The sequence below is a fragment of the Bradyrhizobium sp. LTSP857 genome (genome assembly GCF_000938285.1).
Taxonomy (GTDB): domain Bacteria; phylum Pseudomonadota; class Alphaproteobacteria; order Rhizobiales; family Xanthobacteraceae; genus Bradyrhizobium.
In genome coordinates this window covers 1-18,504 of record NZ_JYMS01000039.1, presented here as the reverse complement: position 1 = coordinate 18,504, position 18,504 = coordinate 1, and the positions used below count along the sequence as shown (strand labels likewise).

Below are 18,504 nucleotides of genomic sequence, written 5' to 3'. Positions count from 1 at the left end.
GATGGGACGCATCATCTGCTGCGGTCTCGGCCCCGGTGATCCCGATTTGATGAGCGTGCGCGCCGATCGCACCGTGCGCGAGGCAAAGCACGTCGCGTACTTCCGCAAGAAGGGCAGGCCCGGCCAGGCCCGGCGTATCGTCGAGGGCATGCTCGCAAGCGATGTGACCGAATATCCGATGGAGTATCCGGTCACCACCGAGATCGCCTTCGACAGCCCGGACTATGTCCAGCTGCTCGCCGGCTTCTATGACGAGTGGGCCGAGCGCCTGGAGCGGCTTTCGCGCGCTGTCGATGTCGTCGTGCTCTGCGAAGGAGATCCTTACTTCTACGGTTCGTTCATGCATCTGCACGCGCGCCTGCAAGGCCGCGTCGAGATTGAATTGATCGCGGGCATTCCCGGCATGGTCGGCTGCTGGAATGCCGTCGGCCAGCCGATTGCGCTTGGCGACGACGTGACGACGGTGCTGATGGGCACGCTGGCCGAGGACGAGCTCGAACGGCGCATGCGCGACTCCGATGCTCTGGTCATCATGAAGACTGGGCGTAATCTTGCGAAAGTGCGCCGCGCACTTGTGTCCGCCGGTCGGCTGGATGATGCTTGGCTGGTCGAACGCGGCACCATGCCGGGCGAGCGGGTCGCGCGGCTGGCCGACATCGATGTCACCGATTGTCCCTATTTCGCGATCGTGCTGGTGCACGGCAAGGGCCGGCAGCCGGAAGCCGCCGAATGACGGGCACGCTGACCATCGCCGGCCTCGGGCCGGGCAGCGACACGCTGGTAACGCCGGAGGTCTCCGCCGCGCTTGCGGTTGCGACGGATATCCTGGGCTATGCACCTTATGTTTCGCGGGTACTGCCGCGCACGGGTCTCAGGCTGCATCCGTCCGACAACCGCGAAGAGTTGCAGCGCGCGAGCGAAGCCTTGCGGCTTGCCGCGGAAGGCGGCCAGGTCGTCGTCGTCTCCTCCGGCGATCCCGGCGTCTTCGCGATGGCCTCGGCCGTATTCGAGGCGCTCGAACAGGCGCCGCAATACCGGGAGCTGCCTATCCGCGTGCTGCCCGGCATCACCGCGATGCTAGCAGCGGCCGCACGCGCCGGTGCGCCGCTCGGCCATGATTTTTGCGCGATCAACCTCTCCGACAATTTGAAGCCATGGGCGATGATCGAAAAGCGGCTGCGGCTCGCGGCGGAAGCCGATTTTGCCATTGCACTGTACAATCCGCGGTCGGCGAGCCGGCCCGAAGGATTTGGCCGTGCGCTCGCAGTGCTGAAGGAGGCCGGCTGCGGCGAGCGGCTCATGATCTTCGCGCGCGCGGTCAGCACGGCGGACGAGACAATCGAGACAGTGACGCTGAGCGAGGCCCGGCCCGAAATGGCCGACATGCGCACGCTGGTCATCGTTGGCAATTCGCAGACGCGCCGCGTCGGCCGCTGGGTCTATGCGCCGAGGCAGGTCCGATGACCGAGCCACTGCATCACCTCGGAGACGTTCTCGGCTCGCAACCGTTCAGGCAATCGCGGTCGCGAGATCATGATCACGGGCAGGCCGAGCGTGCGGGCCGCGTCGATCTTGGCGCGTGCGCCGTCGCCGCCAGAATTGCGGGCGACGATCCACGCGATGCCGCGCGCTCGCATCATCTCCAGCTCGCCGTCAAGCGTGAACGGTCCGCGCGACACGACCACATCGGCCGCGAAGGGCAGGGGCGCTTCGGGCGGATCGACGAACCGCAGCGTGTAGGCGTGCTGTGGCCTCGTCGCGAATGGAGCGATGTGCTGGCGGCCGATGGCGAGGAATATTTTTGCCGGCGACTCCGGCAGCGTGGCGACCGCGGCGTTGACGTCGGCGACTTCGATCCAGTTATCGCCGGGCGCCTTGGTCCAGGGCGCACGTTCGAGCGCGATCAGCGGCGCGCCGGTCTCCGCACACGCCGTGACCGCGTTGCCGCTCATCTCGGCGGCGAAGGGATGCGTCGCGTCGATCACATGCGTGACGCCTTCGCGACGGATGTAGTCGGCAAGCCCGCTCACCCCGCCAAAACCGCCGATGCGGGTCGGCAGCGGCTGGTCGGCGGGCGCACGGGTGCGGCCGCCGTAGGAATAGACGGCCTCGATGCCCGCGCGCGCGATCTCCGCTGCGAGCAGGCTCGCATCGGCTGTTCCGCCCAGAATGAGGGCGCGCGTCATGGCTGATCCCTGGCTGACCATCATCGGCATCGGCGAAGATGGCCTTGCCGGGCTGTCGGAAGCAAGCCGAAAGGCGCTCGCGAATGCGGAAACTGTCTTTGGCGGCGAGCGTCATCTTGCACTTGCAGGCGTGACCAGCCGGGGCCGCCCGTGGCCGGTGCCATTCGATGCGGAGGTCGTGCTGAGTTGCCGCGGCAGGCCGACGGCGGTGCTCGCCTCCGGCGATCCATTCTGGCATGGCGCCGGTGCAAGCCTCGCCGAGAAGCTCGATGCGGGTGAATGGATCGCGCATTCCGCGCCTTCGACCTTTTCGCTTGCCGTCGCGCGGTTGGGCTGGCGACTCGAATCCACTGTCTGCCTCGGTCTCCATGCTGCGCCGTTCGAACGTCTCGTGCCGCATCTGGCACCGGGCGCGCGGATCATTTGCCTGGTGCGCGATGGCAAGGCCGCTGGTGATCTCGCGAAGTGGCTGAGTGCGCGGGGATGGGGCGCCTCGGCATTCTGGACTCTTGCCGCGCTCGGCGGTCCCCATGAAAGCACCATCGAGCATCGTGCCGATAGCTTTGCGGGCGATCTTGCTGGAAGCCTGGTTGCAGTCGCACTGGAGGCGAGGGGCGCGCCGGGCATGCCCGGAAGCTCCGGACTGCCGGATGATCTTTTCGTCCATGACGGCCAGATGACCAAGCGGCCGATCCGCGCGCTCGCGCTCTCCGCGCTGGCGCCGCGTCCCGGCGAGCGGTTGTGGGATATCGGCGCCGGTTCTGGCTCGATCTCGCTGGAGTGGGCGCTGTGCGGCGGGACGGCGATTGCAGTCGAAACGCGCGAGGATCGCGCCGCGAATATCCGCAGCAACGCTGCGGCATTCGGATTGACGCATCGGATCACCGTGGTCGCCGAAAAGGCACCGGAAGCGCTCGCTGCGCTGGAGGCGCCCAACGCCGTCTTCATCGGCGGAGGTCTGGATATCGCGATGTTCGATAGCATTTGGTCGCGGCTTGCGCGGGGTGCGCGGCTGGTCGCACATGCGGTGACGCTGGAGACCGAAGCACTGCTCGGCGAATTGCATCAGCGTCATGGCGGCGAATTGATGCGGATCGAGATCGCGCATGCCGGCCCGCTCGGCCGCTACCGGTCCTGGGAAGCAGCGCGTCCCGTGGTGCAATGGAGTTCGGTCCGATGAAGGTCGCCGGACTCGGATTCAAGCGAGATGTGACGCTGGCTTCGCTGCGCGAGGCGCTTCTGGCGGCCGGCGGTCCCGAGGGCCTTGCGGCGGTAGCAACTGTCAGCGACAAGGCCGATGCTGAGGTGCTGAAGCAGCTCGCGCGCGAATGCGGCGTACCGATCAAGGCGGTTCCGCCAGACGTGCTCGCCGGTATCGCAACGCCAACCCAGTCAAGGCTGATCACCGAACAGTTCGGCACGGGATCTGTTGCCGAAGCTGCGGCGCTTGCGGCAGCTGGGCCTCGCGCGCGGTTGATCGCGACGCGTGTGGTCTCGCAGGACCGGACGGCGACCGCGGCGATCGCGGAAGGAGACGGCGCATGACGGTGCATTTCATCGGCGCAGGGCCGGGCGCTCCCGATTTGCTGACCTTGCGCGGCCGCGACCTGATCGCCGCCTGTCCGGTCTGCCTCTATGCCGGCTCGCTGGTGCCGGAGGGCGTCCTGGCGCATTGCCCGCCGGGTGCGCGGATCGTCAACACCGCGCCGCTGTCGCTCGACGAGATCATTGCAGAGATCGTTGCCGCGCATGCGGACGGCAAGGACGTTGCGCGGCTGCATTCCGGCGATCTCTCGATCTGGTCGGCGATGGGCGAGCAGCTACGTCGGCTGCGGGCGCTCGGCATTCCCTATTCGGTGACGCCCGGTGTGCCGTCTTTCTCGGCCGCCGCGGCTGCGCTCGAAGCCGAGCTGACATTGCCCGGTCTTGCGCAATCAGTGGTGCTGACGCGTACGCCGGGCCGCGCCAGTGCGATGCCCGAGGGCGAAAAACTCGCCGCATTCGCTGCGACAGGTGCGGTGCTCGCGATCCATCTGTCAATCCATCTACTTGACAAGGTCATCGCCGAGTTGACGCCGCATTACGGCGCGGACTGTCCGGTTGCGATCGTCTGGCGCGCGAGCTGGCCGGATCAGCGCATTGTCCGCGCAACCCTTGCAACGCTCGATGCCGCTGTCGGCGCCGAGCTCGAACGCACCGCGCTCATCCTGGTCGGTAAGACGCTGGGCTCAGCGGATTTTGCCGAGAGCCGGCTCTATGCCGCCGATTATGATCGCCGCTACCGACCGGTCGGCGTCGAGCCACGCTTTCCGGAGGCGTCGTGATGGCCGCGAGCCTCATCATCTCCGCGCCGGCCTCAGGCGCCGGCAAGACGACGCTGACGCTGGCGCTGGCGCGTGCCTGGCGCAATCGCGGTCTGAATGTGCAGTGCTTCAAGAGCGGCCCCGACTACATCGATCCCGCCTTCCACGCCGCCGCCACGGGACGCGCCTCCGTCAATGTCGACAGCTGGGCGATGGACCGCGCGACGATCGCGCATCTCGTTAACCGCGGCGTGGATGCCGATGTCGTGCTCGCCGAGGGCTCGATGGGCCTGTTCGACGGCGTCGCCGCGCGCGGCCTCTCCGGCACGGGGGCCACGGCCGACATCGCGGAGATGCTGGGCTGGCCCGTGCTGCTGGTGATCGACCCGTCCGGGCAGGCGCAGACGGCGGCGGCGATCGCCGCTGGCCTGCGTGACTATCGTGCCGGCGTGCGCCTCGCCGGCGTCGTGCTCAACCGTGTCGCCAGCCCCCGCCACGAGGATCTCGTGCGGCGCGCGCTGACTGATGTCGGCATTGCCGTGTTCGGCGCGCTGCCGCGCCATGCCGAAATCAACCTGCCGAAGCGGCATCTTGGTCTGGTGCAGGCCGAGGAACAGGCCGAGATCGGCAAGTTGATCGACGAGGCCGCGCGCTTTGTCACCGAACATGTCGACCTCGATGCCGTGCTGCGATCGGCAGCCAGCTGGTCGCCGCAGCCTGCGACGAACGGTCTGAACGTAACACCGCCCGGCCAGCGCATCGCGCTGGCCCGCGACGCCGCATTCTCCTTCGTCTATCCGCACATGCTGGAAACCTGGCGCGCGGCCGGTGCCGAGATCTCGACATTCTCGCCGCTCGCCGACGAGGTGCCCGACGCGAGCGCCGATGTGTGCTGGCTGCCCGGTGGCTATCCCGAGCTTCACGCTGGGAAGATTGCCGCCAACGCCCGCTTCGCTAGCGGCTTGCGGGCTTTCGCCGCGACGAGGCCCGTGCACGGCGAGTGCGGAGGCTATATGGTGCTGGGCGCAGGCCTCACCGATGCCGAGGGTGTCCGCCACGAGATGACGGGCCTGCTCGGCTTGGAGACGAGCTTTGCCAAACGCCGCATGCATCTGGGCTATCGTCTCGCCACGCTCGCAGCATCAATGCCGGGGCATCAGGCGGGCGCACGCCTGCGCGGCCACGAATTCCACTATTCGACCATCCTCGCTCAGCCCGATACGCCGCTGGCGGTCGTGCATGACGCAACGGGCGCGGTCATTGCCGAGACCGGCTCGCGGCGGGGACAAGCCACCGGCACGTTCTTCCATTTGATCGCGGAGGACCAGTGAGCGGGTTTGTCTCCTTCATCTCCGCTGGCCCGGGCGATCCCGAGCTGCTCACGCTGAAGGGCGCGGCGCGGCTGCGCGAGGCGGATGTCGTGCTCTACGACGACCTTGCTTCCGGCGCGATTCTCGATCTGGCCCGGCCCGGCGCCAATCTCGTCGCTGTGGGAAAGCGGGCGGGTCGGCCCTCGACCAAACAGCACCATGTCAACCGCCTCCTGGTCGACTATGCAGCGACCGGCGTCCGCGTGGTCCGCTTGAAGTCGGGCGATGCCGGCATTTTCGGCCGGCTCGAGGAGGAGCTCGAGACGCTGCGCGAAGCCGGCATCGGCTACGAGATCATCCCCGGTGTCACCTCGGCCTGCGTCGCGGCGGCGCAAGCCGGCATTCCCCTGACCCGTCGCCACACCTCGCGGCGCGTGCAGTTCGTCACCGGGGCCGATGTCAGCGGCGAGCTGCCGCAAAACCTCAACTGGGCGGCGCTCGCCGATCCGGAGGCGACGACCGTGGTCTATATGGGCCGCCGCACCTTTCCGGCGCTCGCCGCAAAACTGATCGAACATGGCCTTGCCCCAAACACCCCGGCGCTGTTCGCCGAATCCCTCGGCCGGGCCGACGAACGGCTGGTCCGCACCACCATTGCCGAACTCGCCAAGCAGCTTGCGCGGGGCGGAGCCGCCTCGACGGCCGCCGTCATCCTGTTCGGCGCGCTGGCGGAGGGCGGTCCGTGATGCTGACGCTCTCTTTGATAGGCATCGGATGCGGCGATCCCGAGCAGCTTACGCGCGCCGCGGTCCACGCCATCAACGCGGCCGATCTCATCCTGATCCCGCGCAAGGGAAGCGCCAAATCCGATCTCGCCGATTTGCGGCGGACGATCTGCGCGGATGTGCTGACCAATCAAACGACACGCATCGTCGAGTTCGATCTTCCCCTGCGCGACGCGGGCGAAGCCGACTATCACAAGGGCGTGGACGATTGGCACGATGCGGTTGCTGCGGCCTGGTCGCAGACGATCGCGAGCCATCTTGGCGGTGACGGCAAGGTCGCGTTGCTGATCTGGGGTGATCCCTCGCTCTACGACTCCTCGCTGCGTATTGCGCGCCGGCTAAATCCCTTGCCGGTGATCGAGGTCGTGCCCGGCATCACCTCGATCCAGGCGCTGTGCGCTGCGCACGCGCTGCCGCTCAACGATATCGGCGAGCCGTTCCTTGTCACGACAGGGCGCCGCTTGCGTGAAATCGGTTGGCCGCAAGGCGTCGATACAGTTGTCGTGATGCTCGACGGCGGCACCGCGTTCCAGTCGCTCGATCCGAACGGCTTGCACATCTGGTGGGGCGCCTATCTCGGCATGCCCGATCAAATCACCATGTCCGGCGTGCTCGCCGAGGTCGGCTCGCGCATCGTTGCCGCGCGGCAGGACGCGCGCGAGCGGCACGGCTGGATCATGGACAGCTACATTCTCAAGCGCAGGCCGTAACGCAAGCGAGGCAGCATGCCCCCCGAATGGGTTTCCCAAAAGTGCCCAAATATCTCCGCGGTTCATCGCGAGGCGGCGATTGCGCGGCAGGCGCAGCTGACAAAGCCGACCGGCGCGCTCGGCCGGCTCGAGCAGCTCGCGATCGAGCTTGCAGGCCTGCAAGCGACCGAACAGCCGCGCGCAGCGCGCGTGCCGATCATCATCTTCGCGGGCGATCACGGTATCGTCGCGCAGGGCGTGTCGGCCTATCCGCAAGCGGTGACAATCGCGATGATGGCGAATTTTGCCTCGGGTGGTGCCGCGATCTCGGTGCTGGCGCGCGAGCTGGGCTCCAGCCTGGAGGTGGTTGACGCCGGCACACTGGCGCAAGAGGAGATGGCGGGCATCGTGACCGACAAGCCGCGCAGCGGCACCCGTGACTTCAGCGTCGAACCGGCGCTCGAACTGTCCGAGCTGGCATTCGCTTTCGAGGCCGGCCAGCGCGCAGTCGCCCGCGCTGATGCGGCTCAACCAGATCTCCTGATCTTCGGCGAGATGGGCATCGGCAACACCACGGCGTCGGCGGCGATTGCGGCCGGCCTGCTCGGCGTCAGCGCCGAGGAGATCGCAGGCAGCGGCACCGGTGTCGATGCCGCCGGCCGAGCGCACAAGGCGCGGGTGATCGATGCTGCAATCGCGCGCCATGGGGTTGCAGGTGCCACGCCCGAAAAGATCCTGTGCGCCGTCGGTGGTCTCGAAATTGCAGCGATTTGCGGTGCGATCATCGCGGCTGCGCAGCGCCGCATTCCGGTGCTGCTCGATGGCTTTATCGTGTCGGTCGCGGCATTGGCGGCGGTGCGGATCAATCCGTCGTGCCAGCCGTTCCTGCTGCCGTCGCACCAATCGGCAGAGCAGGGGCATCGGCTGGTGCTCCGCGCGCTGAACGTGCAGCCGCTGATCAGCCTCGATCTCAGGCTCGGTGAGGGATCGGGCGCCGCGATCACGCTGCCATTGGTGCGCCTCGCTTGCAGCCTTCACAACGGCATGGCGACGTTTGCACAGGCCAACGTCCCGGATCGGCCGGCTTGACCCAGCTCAGGCCACGCGCTGATTGACGGAGACGACACGCCAGCCGGTCGCGAGCCGGTCGATCCGGGTCAGCGACAGCGGATCGATCACGAAGCGCAAGGCCGCTTGCGGCGTCAGATCGAGCGCGATGCAGAGTGCGGCGCGGATCGTGCCGGAATGCACCACGAGCGTTGCCGATCTGGCTCCGATGCGTGCGAGACCCAGCCGCACGCGCGCGACCTGATCCTCGAAGCTTTCCCCGCCTGGCGGTCTTGCGCGGGCGGGATCATTCCAGAATTGCGCATAGGCGTCGCCGCGCGTTGCCGCGAGCTCGTCATGCCGCCGGCCGGTCCAGTCGCCAAAATCCTGTTCGCTGAACTCTGGCACGAGCGCGGGATCGAGCCCTAGCGCGCGTGCCGTCTCGACCGTGCGCCGCCACGGGCTCGCATAGCTCGCGGCCTCCCGCGGCAGGTACCGCTGTAGCGCCTCCAGCTGCGCCCGGTCACTGAGATCAGCCGGCGCGTCGGGTGCGTGGATCGTGCCCGCGACGCCGTCGACGACTGCATGACGGATCAGCCAGAGGAAGGTCTCGCCTTCCATGCGAAAATCTCCAGGGAAAGTTGGTCGCTGTGGCAACAACGCCGCAACAGGCACATTGACTCTGTCTTGATCGTAATCCTAGATGATCGTGACGGTTTCCCCGAGAGGGGATGAAAAGGGAATGCGGTGCGGGGATGTTGTCCCCAATGCCGTGGCTGCCCCCGCAACTGTAAGCGATGAATCCTTCGTCATGAGCCACTGGGTCCTCGGTCCCGGGAAGGCGACGAAGTGGTAACGACCCGCGAGCCAGGAGACCTGCCGTCAGCCGTGGTCACACGCGAAGATGTCGGTCGGGGAGTACAGACATTTGGCTTCATCGGAGGGCTGGAACGCCGAAGATGGGACCTTGGTTCGCTGTGACGTGCCACTGACGTCATACCGAGGTCTACGACCATGTCTTCCGTCCGTATTGCGCGCCCGCGCCGCTTTTTGGTTGCGTCCGCCGCTCTCACATCATTTGCCGCTGTCGATATGCCTGCCGCACTGGCGCAGCAAGCCCGCAACCCGCTACCGCCGGTCGAAGTGACGGCGCCCGAACAGTCCCGCAAGCCGGCCAAGCCGACGGCACGTGCGGGGCGGGGCGCGCGCCGCGCCACGGCGCACAGGTCTGCCACAGCACCGGTCGCGCCAAAGCCGGTCGTGCCGGCCGCAACGGCGCAGACGCCGCTCAATACCAATGCGGTGGCCGAAAGCGCCTCGCGCCTCGGCCTGACCGTGCGTGAGACGCCTGCAACCGTCGAGGTGATCTCGGCCGAAACCATGCGCGAGCAGGGCTACCGCACCGTTTCCGACGTCGCTCAAGGCGCGGTCGGCGTCACCGCCGGCGACAATCCGGCCGAGCCGTCAGCCTTCTCCATGCGCGGCTTCACCAACAGCCAGATCAACACGCTCTACAATGGCATCAAGATCGGCCCGCAGAACATGACCTCGCGGATCATGGACACGGCCAATCTCGAAGCCGTCGAAATTTTGAAAGGTCCGGCCTCGCTGATGTCAGGCGAGGGCGCCAGCGGCGGCGCGATCAATTTTGTCACCAAGCAGCCGCACACCGGACCGATCCGGAATGAGGCTGATTTCTCATATGACTCGCTGAATTCGTTCCGCGCGCATTATGGCTCCGGCGGCAGCACCAATGTCCAGGGGCTCGACTATCGCTTCGACATCAGCCGCTCTTCGCTCAACGGCTTTGCCGACGACACCAACACCAAGACGCTCGACGTCTCCGGCCAGCTCAACTACCGCATCTCCGACAGTCTCAAGGTCTGGGGTGCGATCGAATATCGCGAGGACCGCTCCAAGGCCTATTGGGGCGCGCCGCTGGTGCCGGTCGCGTTCAGCGGCTCGCACGCGACGGCCGGCATCGTCTCGGGCAACTATGTTGCCTCTAACGGATCGAATCTCGGCCCGATCACGATCGACGACCGTACCTTCAACACCAACTACAACGTCCTCGACAATCGCAACGTCGCACAGGAGGTCTGGCTGCGCGGCGGCTTCGAGCTGAAGCTGGCGCCTGACCTGACGCTGAAGAGCCAGGCCTATGCCTATGGCGCGGAGCGCTCGTGGTTCAACAACGAGGTCGAGGCATTCAACACCGCGACGAACACGGTTGACCGCAGCCGCTTCTATGTCGCGCACAGCCAGCGGCTTGTCGGCAACATCACCGATCTGACCTGGGATGCGAACATCGCCGGCTTCGACAACCGCCTGGTCTCGACGCTGTCCTCAAGCTACCTCGATTTCGTCAGGCCGGGTGCAGCGAATTTCCCCAGCGATTCCGTCTCGCTGGTCGACCCCGACCGTGGCTTTTACGGCCTGCTCACGACCAAGCAGCAGACCGCGCGTATCGACAACGAGGCGCTGTCGTTCGAGGATCGGCTGAAGCTGACGCGAACCTTCGCCCTTGTCGGTGGCCTGCGCGTCGAACATATCGGTCTCGACCGCAACTCGACCGACGTGAACGGTCTGGAGAACGCGAATTTCCCGTTCTCGAAGTCATGGGCACCGGTAACAGGCCGTATCGGCTACACCTGGGAGGCCATTCCAGGCCTCACCTTCTTCAGCCAGTACGCCACCGGTGCGGACATCTCCGCCAACAACATCTTCCTGCTCGCGCCGACCCAGCCGTTGGATCTCACGACCTCGCGCACCTATGAGACCGGCGTGAAGCACCTGTTGTGGGACGGCCGGGCAGAGTGGTCGTTCTCGGCCTACGATATCCTGCGCAAGAACGTCTATGCCGCAGCCGGCGGGATGGCGCTCAATATCGCCGGGCGGCAGGAATCGAAGGGCGTAGAGCTCGCCGCATCTGTGCGCCCGATCGAACCATTGCGGCTCTGGGGCAACATCGCCTATGTCGATGCGCGCTATGCCGACTACAACTTCGTTGGCGGCTCGTTCTCCGGCAATACGCCACCGAACGTGCCGCGCATCGTCGCCAATGCTGGCGCGTCATACCGCTTCCTGACGTCGTGGCCCGTGGAGCTCGGCATTGTCGGCCGCCATGTCGGCGATCGCTACAACACCGATGCCAACACCGTGACGCTGAACGCCTACACGGTGGGGGACGTCTATGCCTTCGTGGATATCCCCAAGACGGTCTTCAATGCGGTCGACCAGGCTCGCTTGACCTTCCGGGTGCGCAACTTCACCGATAAGCGATATGCGATCTGGGGCGATCCGTTCTATCCTGACCAGATATTGCTGGGCGCGCCGCGCACGTATGAGATCTCGGCGGCGTTCAAATGGTAGGGCACTGAACGCATGATGGACGCGATCGTCCTGCTGCACCGCTGGCTCGGGGTCGTGTTCTGCCTGCTGTTCGCGATGTGGTTCGCGACCGGGATCGTGATGCACTTCGTTCCGTTTCCGTCGCTGACGGAAGCGGAACGCTTTGCCGCGTTGGCGCCGATCAATCGTACTCAGGTGGTCATCGGGGCCGCCGATGCGGTGGCTTCCAGCGGCATCACCGAGGCAACGCGCGTTCGCCTGATCCAGCGGAGCGACGGGCCGGTTTACATCGTGTCGGGAATCCTGCTTGTGCGCGCGGTCCGCGCCTCGGACGGACGGGACGCGACTGTCACGTCAGACGATGTTGCGCTTGCTATCGCGCGGGACCACGCCCGCAGCCGCGGGATCGATGCTGCGCAGGCCACGATCGTTGCGCGCAGGAACTATGATCAATGGACCGTGCCGAACGGTTTCGACCGTCACCGGCCCTTGTTCCGGGTGGCCCTTGGCGATGCCGCCGGCACGGAGGTCTATGTCTCGTCGCTCACCGGCGAAGTCGTCCTGGATACGACGCTGAGCGAGCGCGGCTGGAATCTCGCCGGAAGCGTTCTGCACTGGATTTATCCAACGATCCTCAGACGCGATTGGGAGCTGTGGGATCGTGTGGTTTGGACATTGTCCTTGCTAGCCTCGATCGCGGCCTTGCTCGGTGCAGTGCTTGGGCTCGCGCGGATCAAGCGTCGAGGAGGGTTGCTGGGCTCACCTTACCGCGGCTGGCATGCCCTGCATCACCTGATGGGCCTTGTCGTGACATTTTTCCTGCTGACCTGGATTGTCAGCGGCTGGCTCTCGATGGATCATGGGCTGCTGTTCTCGCGGGGGCAATTGACCACGGGCGAAGTTGGCGAGTTGAGCGCTGCACCGGACTGGAGGACGGCCTCGTCGTTAGGTCTTGAGCAGAAATCGTCCGCTGTGCGTGAAGTCGAATGGTTTGCCTTCAACCGCACGATCTATCGCCGTGACCGTGTCGTGCTGGGCAGCCAGACCCTGACAGGCGTGAGCGAACGACCGAGTGATGGCCAAGCTTCAATCTTGCGTAAGCAAGAGATCCAGAGCCTGGTCGCGCGTCTCGCGCCCGGATGCGCCCTGCCTGTTGTTCTTGCTGATAACGACGATTATCCAGCTCACTCCATCCTCCCCGGCGCGCCGGTCTATCGCTCCAGATGCGGCGATCTCTGGTTCGATATCGACGGCGCCGACGGAAGTGTGTTGCAACGGCTGGACTCGTCACGGCGCGCCTACCGCTGGGCTTACAGCGCGCTGCATACGTTCGACTTTCCGGTCCTGATGGCGCATCCGCTTTTGCGCGATGTCCTGATCGTTGGGCTCTGCGCGCTCGGGCTGGTGTTCTCGATCACCGGAGTGGTCATCGGCTGGCGCAGGTTGCGACTATCTTTCGCTGGTTAAAATAAAACTACGAAAACAACCCCATGCACAGTAGCCGGGGATAATGGAATCAACGGCTTACGCAGGCATCAATGCGATTTGATCCGTCGGGCAAAACAGGGCTATAGTGCTACTATTCCGAAATAGTCGCTACGCCTGCAACTGCGCCTCGATCTGCCGGGCCGCGCGTAGCAGCGTGGCGTCCTGGCCCCGCCGGGCGATGATCTGGAGACCGAATGGAAGGCCGTTCGCATCACGCCCACATGGAATCGAGATCGCCGGCAGGCGGGCGTGATTGACGAAGGGCGTGAACACGGCATGCCCGCGCGGGCTTGCGGGACGGCCGCCGATCATGTCGGGCCCAAGCTGGGCGAACGGCCAGGCGACGCAGGGCACGGTCGGCGCCAGCAACAAATCGGTATCGCTGAAGAAGGTTGCGAATGCATGGGCGATCGCGGCGCTCGCCAAGAGCGCTCCCGCAACGTCGGTGCCCGACCAGGACAGCCCTCGCTCGATCTGCTTGGCGATATCGGGGTCGAAGACGGTCGGGTCCTTGCGAAAGGCGTCGCCATAGAGCGCCGCGAGGCCGGCATTCTGAAGCGGCATGATGGCGTCTTCCGTGGCGCCGGCCGGCCAGACGGGATCGCGCTGCATGATAGGCAAGCCTGCGGCAGAAAGCCGGGCAACGGCGGAGGCCAGCCCGTTGGCGACGACATCATCGACGGCGACGTCAAGCCCGAGGCGCGGCGAGAAAGCGATGCGCAGGCTAGTGATGTCTTTGGCCTCTTGAACGATGCCGGCCGAATCCGGATCGCGCGGATCGACGCCGGCCATCGCTTCGAACGCTAGCGCGATATCGGCAATATCGGCCGCGATCGGTGCGATGACCGACAGGCCGAAGAACGGCTCGGCAAAACCGGGGCCGTAGGGGATCGCGCCATAGGACGGCTTGAAGCCGGCGACGCCGACATGAGCCGGTGGCCTGCGGCTCGATCCGCCGGCATCTGTGCCGATCGCGAGTGGCACCAGACCGGCTGCAACGGCGGCTGCCGGGCCGCCCGATGATCCGCCCGGCGTCAACTCGGGATCGAGCGGATGCCGGGTCGGCCCGAACAGCGGTGACGTCGTGACGCCCTTGCTGGCGAACTCGGACGTCGCTCCGATGCCCACGACGACCGCACCGGCTTTGCGCAGCCGCTCGATCGCAATCGCATCACGCGGTGCGATAAAATCGGCGAACAGGTGCGAGCCCTGCGCGATGCGCCAGCCGCCAACCCAGATGTTGTCCTTGACGACGATGGGGACGCCTGCGAGCGGCATTGTCTCCCCGGCGCGCAGGCGATCATCGACCGCAGCGGCATCGGCAAGCGAGCGTGCCGCATCGATCGTGACCACCGCGTTCAAGGATTTGGCAGCCTCGATGCGGCCGAGAGCAGCCTTGGTGGTCTCGACGGCGCTCGTCCGCCCGGCGGTGACGTCGGCTGCGATCCCGCGCGCGCTATGCGTCGACTTTGTCATGGCTTCCCCAGATCAGCGCCACTGTGCCGCACAGCGCGAGGCACGCCAAGGCGAAGAAGGCCGCGCCGAGGCTGGCGACACCATCCAGGATCGAAACCAGCGCCGGCGCCGCAAGCAGGCCCGCATAGGAGGCGGTCAGCACCGCGCCCGTGGTCTCGCCAATCCTGTCCTGTGGTGCAAGGCGCGCGATCTCGGCGATGAAGACGCCGTTCCAGCCCGACGCTGTGAGGCCGAACAACGCTGCGATGACGAATTGCCCGGTGTGGCTGAGCGATGCGCCATCGAGGCCAAGCAGCGCGGCGCAGAAGGCCATGCCGAGGCCGATCACGATGAGCACCGCGCGTGAGGCGTTGAGGCGCATCGCGACAAAGCCCCAGCCGAGCCGGCCGACCAGTCCGCCGGCTTGTGCGCAGGCCAGCGCCATGCCGGCTTCGATGTGGCTGAGCCCCAGCTCGCGCGTGCCGAGGGTAACGAAGACGGTGTTGAGGGAGACCTGCATCGCGCTGAACGGCATTGAGGCCAGCGCCAGCATGGCAATGCGCCGGTCCGCGGTGACCAGCGCCAGCCGCGCGCGCAGATCGAGTTTTGGCGGCGGGACGACCTTGCCGGCATAGGCCGGCCGCAACCACTCGAACAGGCCGATCGCCAGCACGGCGCAGGCGCCGACCGCCGCATAGCACCAGGCCGGCCCAAGCGCGATGGCAATTGCGGGCAGGGCCAGCGAGCCACAGACGGCACCGATCTGGTTGCCGGTCTGGCGGACCGAGAAGACGAAGGCGCGACGTTCGGCGGTCACAAGGCGCGAAAGAAGGGCCGCGCTTGCCGGCGTCTCGGGCCCGAAGGCGAGGCCGAGGCAGAGGCCCGCGGCCAGCAGCGCGCCGGTCGATCCGAGCGAGGCCAGCGCCATGCTGGCGACGATGGCGGCCGCACACAGGCTGGCGATCCGCATCGAACCAAGGCGTGCGATGAAGCCGCCGCCCCAGAACGAGGCGGGAATACCGACCGCGAACACCGCGCAGGAGAACATCGAGAGCTGCCAGACCTCGATGTGGGCGCGGGGCGCGACCACGCCGGGCGCAAACAAGGCCAGCGCGACCAGGGCCTGGAGCCAGGTCATCGCCCCGAGGGCTGGCAGCAGCGCGGGCGCTGGCCGAACGGCTGCGTTTCCGTCTACCATGGCGGCGCGCTCACGGGAGGAACATAGTGGCAGGCGGCATTTCCATTCACGCGGTCGATGTTGCGAGCGGACGCCCGGCGCAGGGGCTGCGCGTCGAGATCTGGCGCATCGATCCCGACTCGGCGCGCATTGCCGACGGCAGGCTCGGCGCCAATGGTGTGCTCGATCATCCCGTCGCGCAAGGCGCTGACGTCACGGCGGGCGAGTATGAGGTCCTGTTTCATCTCGGCGAGTTCTTTGCGGACCGCGACGGCTTCCTCACCGTGACGCCGTTCCGCTTCGGCATCAAGAGCGTCGACGAGCATTTCCACCTGCCGCTGAAATTCACGCGTTGGGGCTATTCGCTGTTTCGCGGTGCCTGAAGAGTGGCCCGGGGGCGTACTTATAGACGCAGATGCCCGGTCTTGGAGCCAAGGCAGACTTATTCCACTCGTTTAGAGAACCACCGCTTTTGACCCAAAGCGGGCCTTCACCCATTCATCGAACGTTGAGTATCACGGGAGCGAGACGTTGACCTGCAAGAAAAATACAACAAAAAGGAGAGTTTTAGAATAACGAGAGGCAACGGATGAAGCAGATCAGGATAGCCGCGATCCTGATAGGAATGGCATTCGTGGTGTATTTATGGGTGCAGCCCGCGTACACGCATCGCGTCCGCCTGACAATCGAATTCCAGACCCCTGATGGGATCAAATCTGGCTCAAGTGTTATTGAAACGAGTACATGGGAGAGTGGAAATTGGGGACCTGCAGAGGCCAGAGGGATTCGCTCAGACTTTAAAGGCCGCGCGGTATTTGTGGATCTCGGTCATGGAAAGAACGTCGTTGCTTTGTTGAGTTTTGGTGCCATTGGCACAGATCAGAATCGTCTATTCGGACTCACGCGCGACGCGTTGGCGCCAGCTGAGAAAGGCGACTGGACCGAAGAGTACAAGCTGAAAGGACGAGGCGTCTTGCCGCCAGACGACATACCGGCCCTCGCCACCTTCAAAGACATCAACGACCCATCCTCAGCAGTGCGCGTCGACCCGGCTGATGCTGCCGCAACTCTGGGGTCAGGATTTGCATTTCGGCAGGCATTGCTGGAAACAACAAGCGACCCGGCCTTAAGGGGCATCGAGAAGGTCCTTCCCTGGTGGCGGTCGCCGGGACGTCCAGCGGAAATAGCGTATCGAGCTTGGCGAGGAGGCTCGAGGATCGGAGATAGCATTGAGCCCGAGCACCTTTTTCAGAAAGAGTAGCGGTGCTCCTTCCTCACCGTTAATTGTCTCCTTCTGGCCCATCCGTTCACGTTAAGGCGCTACATGTCGGTTCGTTGAGACCGGAAGTTTGCAGTCGAGCGCCAGACAGGCGCTATTGACCCATAACTGACTTTGGCTGAACGCGGCATGCGAGTAGGACCGCTCAAACTTAGTCGGCTTCCCTCACAATTTTGCGAAGCTGCTCGCAAGTTCGTACATTCGAAGGAAGATAATATACTCGTCGCGCTCAAAGGCGATGTCGTAGTTGGTGCCCCACTTTGCGAGTTGTTCGCTGATCGCTTCGCCGTCAATCCGATTCGCATTGCGATAAAGATATTTGGAAGGCCACTGTGGCGCGCCGTCAATCGAGACGATCGAACTATCGCAAAAGGCAAAGCCGCGTAGTTCCGGCTTAGTCTCAGCCGCGGAATAATCCAATCGTTCTTTTGCGCTCAGTTCGGCAGGAAGTTCACCGGTAGGTTCCAGCTTGTTGATCGAGAGGTCTGTGTGGGCCGGGTAGACATCGCCTTCGACTTGGCGATTAAAGAAGATGACTGCGCCAGGTTCGCGTCGTGCCAATCCATTATTGCCCCGAGAGCCAAAGTAATCTTGGAACCGATTCCCTTCGATGAGCGGGGGTTTGCTGGGTCCATAAGCGATATTCCAAAGCGATTCTCGAGTCGACTTATCAGGAAACCAATAGGCTGGTTTGCTGGGAGGCCAGCCAGACGTCACGACATTGCGCGCCGCGTCGGAGAGCTTCATTCTTGAAATGCCGAAGCACTGGGTGGCCATTACACGAAGCCCCGGCTTCCATTTGGGAAACTTCCACATATTTATCGGGTTGATGCCCAACAGCTCGTAAGTGATGAAATTCCTTTTCGCCTCGGTCTCGCGCCACGCTTCCCATTCTTCGCGCGTTGCTCGAGCAATTGTGGAACCCAGGAATTTCAATTCAGAGCGCGGGCTATCGTACGAGTCCTCCGATGCATAGGCGACGCCAGACCAAGGCTCGTCGGCACGTTGATAGGTGATCACGAGCGGTAGCAGCGTTTTGGGGACCCTGCCGTTCTGCGTAGTCTCGCCATTGCAGGCTTGAGGCAAGTGCACCACCACACCGTGCTCATCTTTTGTCTTGAGCCCGAAGATCGTTGGCACGACGCCGACTTCGACTGTTCTATCGTTATCGTTGTAGGTCGTTATTTTTACGCGGCAACCGACCACGATGTCGAAATTAAGCGGCTCCCCCTTGTAGACGTAGCTGGCCTTAAATCGGTAATAGTAGCCGCGGTCCTGGCCGGGTGCAGTGACCTTGACCGGCTTCGTGAAACTGAAAAGAGCGCCGAAGACGAGCCAAGGTTGCGAAAACAACAGCATCAGCCCCAAGCCGAGTAAAACGACAACGGTTCCGAAGATCAGGCTGGGTAATGTCTTCATATCCACTTATACGGG

General features: G+C 64.8%; 18 protein-coding genes and 1 riboswitch. Of the genes, 13 read left to right on the top strand and 5 right to left on the bottom strand.

All coding sequences use genetic code 11. The annotated features are described in order from the left end of the window. Position 1: 1 nt before the first annotated feature. A complete protein-coding gene (locus UP06_RS24910; protein ID WP_045006318.1) occupies positions 2–733 on the top strand; it encodes a precorrin-2 C(20)-methyltransferase in 732 nt (243 codons plus the stop codon). Next, positions 730–1,464 (top strand): precorrin-3B C(17)-methyltransferase, encoded by a 735-nt coding sequence (cobJ, locus tag UP06_RS24905; protein ID WP_045006317.1) that lies wholly within the window; start codon positions 730–732, stop codon positions 1,462–1,464. Before UP06_RS24910 ends, cobJ begins: the two co-directional genes overlap by 4 nt. On the opposite strand, the gene UP06_RS24900 is transcribed toward cobJ, so the two are convergent. Then, on the bottom strand, positions 1,440–2,186 hold the full coding sequence (locus tag UP06_RS24900; RefSeq protein WP_045006316.1) for a cobalt-precorrin-6A reductase: 747 nt from the start codon (positions 2,184–2,186) through the stop codon (positions 1,440–1,442). The genes cobJ and UP06_RS24900 overlap by 25 nt on opposite strands. On the opposite strand from UP06_RS24900, the gene UP06_RS24895 reads away from it, so the two are divergent. From UP06_RS24895 to cobT, 7 genes are read left to right on the top strand one after another with little or no spacing between them, the layout of a single operon-like run. Continuing rightward, positions 2,185–3,366, top strand: a complete 1,182-nt coding sequence (locus UP06_RS24895) for a bifunctional cobalt-precorrin-7 (C(5))-methyltransferase/cobalt-precorrin-6B (C(15))-methyltransferase (RefSeq protein ID WP_045006315.1) — start codon at positions 2,185–2,187, stop codon at positions 3,364–3,366. The genes UP06_RS24900 and UP06_RS24895 overlap by 2 nt on opposite strands. After that, positions 3,363–3,731 (top strand): cobalamin biosynthesis protein, encoded by a 369-nt coding sequence (locus UP06_RS24890; RefSeq protein WP_045006554.1) that lies wholly within the window; start codon positions 3,363–3,365, stop codon positions 3,729–3,731. Before UP06_RS24895 ends, UP06_RS24890 begins: the two co-directional genes overlap by 4 nt. Then, the gene (gene cobM, locus UP06_RS24885) at positions 3,728–4,510 is read left to right on the top strand and encodes a precorrin-4 C(11)-methyltransferase (RefSeq protein WP_045006314.1); all 783 of its coding nucleotides are present in this window, start codon (positions 3,728–3,730) and stop codon (positions 4,508–4,510) included. The genes UP06_RS24890 and cobM overlap by 4 nt, the downstream gene beginning before the upstream one ends. Further along, positions 4,510–5,820: a cobyrinic acid a,c-diamide synthase CobB gene (locus UP06_RS24880; protein ID WP_045006313.1), complete on the top strand. Its 1,311-nt coding sequence runs from the start codon at positions 4,510–4,512 to the stop codon at positions 5,818–5,820. Before cobM ends, UP06_RS24880 begins: the two co-directional genes overlap by 1 nt. Beyond that, a complete protein-coding gene (gene cobA, locus UP06_RS24875) occupies positions 5,817–6,545 on the top strand; it encodes a uroporphyrinogen-III C-methyltransferase (protein WP_045006312.1) in 729 nt (242 codons plus the stop codon). Before UP06_RS24880 ends, cobA begins: the two co-directional genes overlap by 4 nt. Continuing rightward, positions 6,545–7,294 carry a precorrin-6A synthase (deacetylating) gene (gene cobF, locus UP06_RS24870; RefSeq protein WP_045006311.1) on the top strand — a complete coding sequence of 250 codons (750 nt, stop codon included), beginning with the start codon at positions 6,545–6,547 and terminating at the stop codon, positions 7,292–7,294. The genes cobA and cobF overlap by 1 nt, the downstream gene beginning before the upstream one ends. A gap of 15 nt (positions 7,295–7,309) precedes the next feature. Then, positions 7,310–8,362 (top strand): nicotinate-nucleotide--dimethylbenzimidazole phosphoribosyltransferase, encoded by a 1,053-nt coding sequence (gene cobT / locus UP06_RS24865; RefSeq protein ID WP_045006310.1) that lies wholly within the window; start codon positions 7,310–7,312, stop codon positions 8,360–8,362. Between the two features lie 6 nt (positions 8,363–8,368). On the opposite strand, the gene UP06_RS24860 is transcribed toward cobT, so the two are convergent. Beyond that, entirely contained in the window at positions 8,369–8,941 is a 573-nt protein-coding gene (locus UP06_RS24860) for a histidine phosphatase family protein (protein ID WP_045006309.1), read from the bottom strand. A gap of 75 nt (positions 8,942–9,016) precedes the next feature. Continuing rightward, a riboswitch (cobalamin riboswitch) is annotated at positions 9,017–9,218 on the top strand. A 116-nt stretch (positions 9,219–9,334) separates the two neighbouring features. Between UP06_RS24860 and UP06_RS41625 the strand changes: the two genes are divergently transcribed. Beyond that, positions 9,335–11,692 (top strand): TonB-dependent receptor, encoded by a 2,358-nt coding sequence (locus UP06_RS41625; protein WP_045006308.1) that lies wholly within the window; start codon positions 9,335–9,337, stop codon positions 11,690–11,692. 12 nt (positions 11,693–11,704) lie between these two features. Next, entirely contained in the window at positions 11,705–13,138 is a 1,434-nt protein-coding gene (locus UP06_RS24850; RefSeq protein WP_045006307.1) for a PepSY domain-containing protein, read from the top strand. A 129-nt stretch (positions 13,139–13,267) separates the two neighbouring features. Here UP06_RS24850 and UP06_RS24845 read toward each other — a convergent pair whose 3' ends face one another. Both UP06_RS24845 and UP06_RS24840 read right to left on the bottom strand, forming a co-directional pair. Beyond that, the gene (locus tag UP06_RS24845; RefSeq protein ID WP_045006306.1) at positions 13,268–14,635 is read right to left on the bottom strand and encodes an amidase; all 1,368 of its coding nucleotides are present in this window, start codon (positions 14,633–14,635) and stop codon (positions 13,268–13,270) included. Continuing rightward, complete coding sequence (locus UP06_RS24840) at positions 14,616–15,812, bottom strand: MFS transporter (protein ID WP_045006305.1); 1,197 nt, start codon at positions 15,810–15,812, stop codon at positions 14,616–14,618. The genes UP06_RS24845 and UP06_RS24840 overlap by 20 nt, the downstream gene beginning before the upstream one ends. 26 nt (positions 15,813–15,838) lie before the next feature. Here UP06_RS24840 and UP06_RS24835 point away from each other — a divergent pair, with 26 nt between their 5' ends. Both UP06_RS24835 and UP06_RS24830 read left to right on the top strand, forming a co-directional pair. After that, on the top strand, positions 15,839–16,174 hold the full coding sequence (locus UP06_RS24835; protein WP_045006304.1) for a hydroxyisourate hydrolase: 336 nt from the start codon (positions 15,839–15,841) through the stop codon (positions 16,172–16,174). A 206-nt stretch (positions 16,175–16,380) separates the two neighbouring features. Beyond that, positions 16,381–17,052, top strand: a complete 672-nt coding sequence (locus tag UP06_RS24830; RefSeq protein ID WP_045006303.1) for a hypothetical protein — start codon at positions 16,381–16,383, stop codon at positions 17,050–17,052. A gap of 183 nt (positions 17,053–17,235) precedes the next feature. On the opposite strand, the gene UP06_RS24825 is transcribed toward UP06_RS24830, so the two are convergent. Then, positions 17,236–18,489, bottom strand: coding sequence for a hypothetical protein (locus UP06_RS24825; RefSeq protein ID WP_045006302.1), 1,254 nt, complete (start codon positions 18,487–18,489; stop codon positions 17,236–17,238). Between the last annotated feature and the right edge of the window lie 15 nt (positions 18,490–18,504).

Coding starts and splice junctions, on each gene's coding strand:
- UP06_RS24910 (WP_045006318.1), top strand. CDS start 2: ATGGGACGCATCATCTGCTGCGGTCTCGGCCCCGGTGATCCCGATTTG.
- cobJ (WP_045006317.1), top strand. CDS start 730: ATGACGGGCACGCTGACCATCGCCGGCCTCGGGCCGGGCAGCGACACG.
- UP06_RS24895 (WP_045006315.1), top strand. CDS start 2,185: ATGGCTGATCCCTGGCTGACCATCATCGGCATCGGCGAAGATGGCCTT.
- UP06_RS24900 (WP_045006316.1), bottom strand. CDS start 2,186: ATGACGCGCGCCCTCATTCTGGGCGGAACAGCCGATGCGAGCCTGCTC.
- UP06_RS24890 (WP_045006554.1), top strand. CDS start 3,363: ATGAAGGTCGCCGGACTCGGATTCAAGCGAGATGTGACGCTGGCTTCG.
- cobM (WP_045006314.1), top strand. CDS start 3,728: ATGACGGTGCATTTCATCGGCGCAGGGCCGGGCGCTCCCGATTTGCTG.
- UP06_RS24880 (WP_045006313.1), top strand. CDS start 4,510: ATGGCCGCGAGCCTCATCATCTCCGCGCCGGCCTCAGGCGCCGGCAAG.
- cobF (WP_045006311.1), top strand. CDS start 6,545: ATGCTGACGCTCTCTTTGATAGGCATCGGATGCGGCGATCCCGAGCAG.
- cobT (WP_045006310.1), top strand. CDS start 7,310: ATGCCCCCCGAATGGGTTTCCCAAAAGTGCCCAAATATCTCCGCGGTT.
- UP06_RS24860 (WP_045006309.1), bottom strand. CDS start 8,941: ATGGAAGGCGAGACCTTCCTCTGGCTGATCCGTCATGCAGTCGTCGAC.
- UP06_RS41625 (WP_045006308.1), top strand. CDS start 9,335: ATGTCTTCCGTCCGTATTGCGCGCCCGCGCCGCTTTTTGGTTGCGTCC.
- UP06_RS24850 (WP_045006307.1), top strand. CDS start 11,705: ATGATGGACGCGATCGTCCTGCTGCACCGCTGGCTCGGGGTCGTGTTC.
- UP06_RS24845 (WP_045006306.1), bottom strand. CDS start 14,635: ATGACAAAGTCGACGCATAGCGCGCGCGGGATCGCAGCCGACGTCACC.
- UP06_RS24840 (WP_045006305.1), bottom strand. CDS start 15,812: ATGGTAGACGGAAACGCAGCCGTTCGGCCAGCGCCCGCGCTGCTGCCA.
- UP06_RS24830 (WP_045006303.1), top strand. CDS start 16,381: ATGAAGCAGATCAGGATAGCCGCGATCCTGATAGGAATGGCATTCGTG.
- UP06_RS24825 (WP_045006302.1), bottom strand. CDS start 18,489: ATGAAGACATTACCCAGCCTGATCTTCGGAACCGTTGTCGTTTTACTC.